Source organism: Acinetobacter sp. 18QD2AZ41W (genome assembly GCF_009829025.1).
Classification (GTDB): Bacteria; Pseudomonadota; Gammaproteobacteria; order Pseudomonadales; family Moraxellaceae; genus Acinetobacter; species Acinetobacter pseudolwoffii.
Genome location: NZ_WURP01000028.1, coordinates 1 through 6501 on the forward strand (window position 1 = coordinate 1; position 6501 = coordinate 6501).

Below are 6501 nucleotides of genomic sequence, written 5' to 3' on the forward strand. Positions count from 1 at the left end.
TCAGGAGTACAACCAATCTTAGGCGCAATTGCTGTGATTGCAGCCCAAGTAGAAGGATAATCTTTTTCAGATTCAATCAATAATTGAACCGCTCTTTCTCTGATTTCAGGGGTATATTTTAATTTTGTCATCGGGATAGTCTCTCAGAATATTGACTCTCCGACAAACCCGGTACGGTCCACCTTAAATTTGGCTCAATTAGGGGCGCTTTGCCTTTCAAATCTTTGTGCAATAAAGCCGTTGGAAAGTAATCTTGAAACAAGTTATAAGCTTCTTTTTCATAAATTACTGAGTATTTGTGTAAATATTCAACATCTGATTTTTTAACCCAGATATTGAATTAAAATAAAAACCAATAAAAACCAACATCATTGGTATTTATATTTTAATCATGTTCATTTACAATAAAAATCACTAAGTCAATATGTATTTAGTCTAAAATATCCATCAATCAAAAATGTGTGATAGCTTCGAACGTTAATCTTTGCATACTTGTAATTTTGAGTATTACTTCAATTCTCTAAGCTAATTCTTTACAAGTGTTCCTATCACTATAATTGTTATTCTTGTCTTCGCTATAAAGCGATCCAAACCTGCCCTCCATGGTCATAATCGCATGAATAAATTTTTAAAATACCTATTGGTATTCATCGTTCTGCTTATTATTGCAGCACTAATCTTTTTATTTAGACCTATCGCGTCTAAAAAAATTCAAACCACCAGCAATGAGCCTGTTGTTGACGCAGTCTTAGTGGGCGGTGGGATCATGAGTGCAACTTTAGGCACATATCTAAGCGAGCTTGAGCCAAACTGGCAAATTCGCATGTATGAACGCCTAGACAATGTTGCCCAAGAAAGCTCAAACGGCTTCAACAATGCTGGTACAGGCCACTCTGGCTTTATGGAAATGAACTATACCTCTGAAAAAGATGGAAAAATGGACATTTCTAAAGCTGTGAACGTTGCGGAACAATTTGAAGTTGCAAAACAGTTCTGGTCTTATCAGGTGAAAGAAGGTGTTTTGGGTCAACCAAATAGCTTTATCAATCCTGTGCCGCACATTGCCTTCGTTTGGGGCGATAACGTGAATTTCCTAGAAAAACGTTATGCTGCAATGGTTAAAAACCCAATGTTCTATGGCATGAAATTCTCTGAGAATCCTGCTGAAATTAAACAATGGGCACCATTGGTAATGAATGGCCGTGATGCTGCACAGAAAGTAGCTGCAACACGCATGGATGTAGGTTCGGATGTGAACTATGGTTCGATCACCACTCAATTGGTCGATCACCTTAAAAAACAATCTAACTTCAAACTACAAACATCGACTGAAGTGACTGGCATTAGCCAAAACGATGATAAAACGTGGACGGTTGCATTTAAAAACCTCACTACAGGTAAAACAGATCACGTGAAAACGCGCTTTGTCTTCATTGGTGCAGGCGGTGCAGCAGTTAAACTTTTACAAATGACAGGCTTACCAGAAGCGAAGCAATATGCTGGCTTCCCTGTAGGTGGCGTGTTCTTAATGACCGACAACCCGAAAGTCACTGAAGGTCATACTGCAAAAGTTTATGGCCGTGCTGAATTAGGCGCACCTCCAATGTCTGTTCCACATATTGATACACGTTATATCGACGGTAAAAAATATGTGTTGTTTGGCCCATTTGCGACTTATTCAAACAAGTTCTTAAAACAAGGTTCTCAGCTTGATTTATTGAAATCAACCACTAAGAACAACGTTTTACCAATGACTGCTGTGGGTATGGAAAATCTTGATTTGGTGAAATACTTAGTTAGCCAAGTCATGATGACCGATGAAGACCGTTTTAATGAGTTGAAAAAATACTATCCTGATGCAAAACCAGAAGACTGGCGCATGAATCAAGGTGGTCAACGTGTTCAAATCATTAAGAAAGAACCAGGCAAACCTGCAAGCTTGCAATTTGGTACCGAGATTTTTGCATCACAAGATGGTGCTGTGACTGCCCTATTAGGTGCGTCTCCTGGTGCTTCAACTTCCCCTTATATTATGTTGAGCTTGCTTGAAAAAGCATTCCCTCAGCAAGTAGCAGGTAAATGGAATCCGAAATTACATGAAATTGTAAAATCGTACCAACAAGAACTCAGCACTAATCCTGTGCTTCTTGACCAAGTTCGCCAATACACCAGCACAACCCTTGGTTTGAAATATACACCTATGGCTAAAGCTGCAAATGACGAAACTATTGCGGTAGCAAAAGCACAGTAATCTGCTTTAAACCCTAAAAAGGATGGACTTTGCGCCATCCTTTTTTAATTCATATTTGAAACTATTCTGTTTATGTCGCTTTTCCATTCCGATGCTTTTTTGGCTTTTCGTTCACGTGATTTTTCACTTCTGAGTGTCAATCAGTTGTGCTTAATTCTAACCATCATGATTCAAGAAGTCGTCATTGCCTATAGTATCTATCAACTCACTCAAAATCCACTCAGCCTTGGCATGATTGCCTTAATTGAGTTACTCCCCTTTATTTGCCTCTCCCTGATCAGTGGCGACTGGGCTGATCGCTATAACCGACAAAAAATTGTGCAGTGGAGTTTTAGCTGTAGCACTTTAATTCCATTATTATTTATTATTCTTTTTTCTCAGTACCAACAACAGCACATTCAACAAAATACACTTTTATGCGGCATTTATAGCCTCATCTTTTGCTTAGGCATACTTAGAGGCATTTACAGCCCATCATTTAATTCATTACGCCCTTTTCTAACCCCCGAGTCAGCCTATAGCAATGCAGCCACATGGACCGCGCTCATTTGGCAAATAGGCGGCATTTTAGCGCCTTTATGCGCAGGACTTTTACTCGGCCAACTTGGGCTTGAAAAGACCCTCTTTATTGTTTTTTTCTTGTGTTGCGTGGGTAGCATCTGCTTATTCAGATTAAGTCCTCGTCAATTCCCTAGCCCACATAAACAGCATTTGAGCAAAAGTTTGAAAGAAGCCTATTTGTTTATTTTTAAACATCCACTAATGTTTTGGAGTATGTTGCTGGATCTCAGCGTCATGCTTTTTTGTAGTGTCATTATCTTACTGCCTATTTTTGCACACGATATCCTGCATCTTGGTGTTGAAGGCTTAGGTATACTCAGAGCTGCACCAGCTATTGGCGCCTGTATCATGATGTTGATGTTGACCTGTTATTCTCCGATGCAAAATGCATGGAGAAATATGCTCTATAGTAGTTTTGCAATTGCTTTATGTATTTTAGCCTTTGCACTATCCTCCCATGTTTGGCTCTCAGTCTTCTTCCTTGTTTTAATCGGTGCCTTTGATAGCATTAGCATGGTCATTCGACAAACTTTATTACAGCAACTCCCCCCAAAAGCACTATTAGGGCGTGTAGCGGCTTTAAATGGCATATTAGTCACTTCAGGCAATCAGCTCGGTGCCCTACACATGAGCCTGATGACGCGCTATTTTTCTGTGGTGCCAGCAGTACTTATTGGAGGGACGCTGTGTTTAATAATCTGTGGTCTAAGCTCTACTCGTACGCGACATTTATTCAAGCCATCTCCAACACTAAAAAAACATGCCCCAGTGGCAAAAAGTGAATAGTATGTTAAGCTTCAAATCCTCTTTTAATAGGATGTGAGTTTTCAATAGAGCAAATTATGAAACAGATTTTCACCTTTTCACACATTCTCTATACCAAACTCTATTCTTTCGCACTATCAGTGTTGTTGGCTTATTGCCTATTCAATGCAATTTATACGTTCATTATTGGTGGAACTGGTTTTTATTTATTTGCAACTTTTATTTTAGCTTTTCAATGTAATTTCGCGTTACGCACTTCTCTGCATGACCGTATTTACACCAGTTTAGGGATAGTTTTGCTTATTATTGGGTTATTGTATACACATGGAATTCACTTTCTAAACCATTTAAAAACAATTGTATTGGTTCCTTCTTTAATTCTAACTGCTTTTGGAATAGATAATTTATATAGAAAGCCAAATAGACTTAGTTGTCTTAAAGTTGGACTGATCCTCGGCCTATTGCTATTAGCTTATATTCAATATTATGATTTAGTAGAACTGCAAAATTATTATGACTCTTTACATAATGATGAGACTTGGCAGCAATTTGGCGCATTATAACAGCTAGCACAAAAAAATTCGGTGGGTGAAAAATTTACAATCCTAATTCTGATTTATCGATGTTATTACATAGGAAAACTGCCTTTAAAAGGCGGGTCTTGCCAGTCTAGAATTGCAGATAAAAGGGAATAAAATGCCTGTATATCCGATTCTAGAAATTGATCATTTTCAGCATCATAAACAAAAGATTTTTCTTCTAATAAGTATTGGCCATCTTGCTCACTAAGAAAATTTTAAAGTTATTTTGAACCGTACCGGGTTTGTCGGAGACTTTTTTATTTAAGTTAGGCCACCTGACCTAACGGGTTAATCTTATCATAGTACATTGCTTCAAACTCAAAAGGCGATACATAACCCAGTGCACTGTGTACACGCTTTTTATTGAACCAATCTACCCAGTTTAGTGTCGCAAGTTGTACATCTGCTAAACCTTGCCAATCTGCTTTTAAATATTCAATCACCTCTGTTTTGTATAAGCCATTCACCGTTTCAGCCAGAGCATTATCGTATGAATCACCAGTTGTACCGACTGATGCTCGTAAATTTGCAGCTTCTAAACGATTGGTATAGCGAATAGAAAGATATTGAACACCTCTATCTGAATGATGAATTACATTCTTTGGCATGCCTCGATCGTGCAATGCTTGTTCCAATGCATCGAGCACCATATCTGTATTCATCCGTGTAGATACTTTCCATCCAACAATTGCTCGTGAGAACACATCAATAACAAATGCGGTATAGACCGGTAATCCTCCCATAAATAACCGAAGTTAAAAGTAGAGGTTAAGCAGCCATTAGAGGTGGCTTTCCTTTGTTAGCTTGATGTGGTCTTTCATGGTTGTAATGCCACAACCAGTTTGTTGCATAATCTTGTACTTCATCCAAAGTATCAAATAAATGCTTGCTCAGCCAACTATAACGTATGGTCCGATTATAGCGTTCAATATACGCATTCTGCTGTGGCTTACCCGGTTGAATATATTCAATACGAATACCGTGCTCAGTAGCCCAGCGCACAAATTCGTGACTGATAAACTCGGGACCATTATCGCATCGGATCACTAACGGTTTTTCTCTCCACTCCAGCAATTGATTCAACGTACGAATAACCCTGATTGTGGGCAATGAGAACCCTGCTTCAATGGCTAGGCCTTCGCGGCGGTAATCATCAATCACATTCAATAATCGAAACTTGCGACCATCGGAAAGCTGATCATGCATAAAATCTAATGACCAAACCTGATTTTCTCGGATTGGTTCTTTCAATGGTTCAGGCGCATGCCGTTTTAGTCTTCTTCTCGGTTTAATACGCAGATTCAGTGCCAACTCACAGTAAATGCGGTAAACCCGCTTGTGATTCCAGCAGCAACTCTCAACATGCCGTAAATACGAGAAGCACAAACCAAAGCCCCAATCGGAATTTTCCTCAGTGAGTTCAATGAGCTGTTCAGCAATGAGTGCATTGTCATCGCTGAGTTTGGCTTGATAGCGGTAGCAGGTTTCACTAATGCCAAATGCTTTACAAGCCAAACGAATACTAATGGCATGCTGGGCAACTGCCTGTTGAGCCATCTGACGTCGGCAAGATGGCTTCACCACTTTTTTGACATTGCTTCCTGAACAATCTCTGCCTTTAATCGCTCTTCAGCATACATTTTTTTTAGTCTGGTATTTTCTGCTTCCAGCTCTTTCAGTCGAGCCATCAATGAGGTATCCATACCACCATATTTGGCACGCCATTTATAAAAGGTAGCATTACTCATGCCGTGTTCACGGCAAAGGGTCGCTACAGGTGTGCCAGATTCAGCCTGTTTCAAGATGGACATGATCTGACTGTCAGTAAATTTAGATGTTTTCATGCAGAATCTCCTGCTCGTATCTTAAGAGAAAATTCTACTTTTAGATCCTATTATTTTTAGGGGGGATTACCGACCCAGCCTGAATGAGTTTGAATATAGGTAAAGTCACCCACCCATAGTTGGTTTGGATGATCAGCACTAAAATTACGTTTCACTAAATCATCTGCTCGTTTTTGATCATCTCGGTTGCGGGTAGTGTGTTTGTTCTTACCACGCCAAACACCTTGTATATCTAGCTTCTGCATCAATCGAGCAACTGTACAACGTGCAATAACATAGCCTTCACGTTTCAATTTTTGCCAAACTTTACGTACACCATATCGACCTAAACTTTCCTTCCAAATTCGTTTAATTTGTTCAGCATGATGCTCATCATGTAGATCTCGTTTCGCTCGATGTTCTGGATTGTCAGCGAGATCTAAAGTTCGGTAATAGGTTGAAGCTGCGATCGGTAAAATCCTACAAATCGCATCAACACCATATCGATCTTTATTGTTAT

The 6501-nt window shown here is 39.4% G+C and carries 4 protein-coding genes and 3 pseudogenes; 3 read left to right on the forward strand and 4 right to left on the reverse strand.

Annotation, left to right across the window (positions count from 1 at the left end):
- Nucleotides 1-131 (reverse strand): annotated as a pseudogene (locus GVV58_RS14735) (IS3 family transposase); the annotation flags it as partial.
- Between the two features lie 485 nt (nt 132-616).
- Here GVV58_RS14735 and mqo point away from each other — a divergent pair.
- The 3 genes from mqo to GVV58_RS14750 all read left to right on the forward strand — a co-directional run bounded on the left by mqo (nt 617) and on the right by GVV58_RS14750 (nt 4140).
- Nucleotides 617-2251, forward strand: coding sequence for a malate dehydrogenase (quinone) (gene mqo, locus GVV58_RS14740; RefSeq protein ID WP_074382675.1), 1635 nt, complete (start codon nt 617-619; stop codon nt 2249-2251).
- 72 nt (nt 2252-2323) lie between these two features.
- Nucleotides 2324-3598, forward strand: a complete 1275-nt coding sequence (locus GVV58_RS14745) for an MFS transporter (RefSeq protein ID WP_074382676.1) — start codon at nt 2324-2326, stop codon at nt 3596-3598.
- 56 nt (nt 3599-3654) lie between these two features.
- Nucleotides 3655-4140, forward strand: a complete 486-nt coding sequence (locus GVV58_RS14750; protein ID WP_035337386.1) for a hypothetical protein — start codon at nt 3655-3657, stop codon at nt 4138-4140.
- A gap of 284 nt (nt 4141-4424) precedes the next feature.
- Here GVV58_RS14750 and GVV58_RS14755 read toward each other — a convergent pair.
- The 3 genes and pseudogenes from GVV58_RS14755 to GVV58_RS14765 form a co-directional block, all read right to left on the reverse strand.
- Nucleotides 4425-4886, reverse strand: a pseudogene (locus GVV58_RS14755) (IS3 family transposase); the annotation flags it as partial.
- Between the two features lie 40 nt (nt 4887-4926).
- Nucleotides 4927-6002 (reverse strand): IS3 family transposase gene (locus GVV58_RS14760; protein ID WP_159516844.1). Its coding sequence is split into 2 segments (ribosomal slippage): nt 4927-5750 and nt 5750-6002, totalling 1077 coding nucleotides; the frame shifts between segments, so codons are not numbered across the junction.
- Between the two features lie 71 nt (nt 6003-6073).
- A pseudogene (locus GVV58_RS14765) lies at nt 6074-6501 on the reverse strand (IS3 family transposase); the annotation flags it as partial.

Coding starts and splice junctions, on each gene's coding strand:
- mqo (WP_074382675.1), top strand. CDS start 617: ATGAATAAATTTTTAAAATACCTATTGGTATTCATCGTTCTGCTTATT.
- GVV58_RS14745 (WP_074382676.1), top strand. CDS start 2,324: ATGTCGCTTTTCCATTCCGATGCTTTTTTGGCTTTTCGTTCACGTGAT.
- GVV58_RS14750 (WP_035337386.1), top strand. CDS start 3,655: ATGAAACAGATTTTCACCTTTTCACACATTCTCTATACCAAACTCTAT.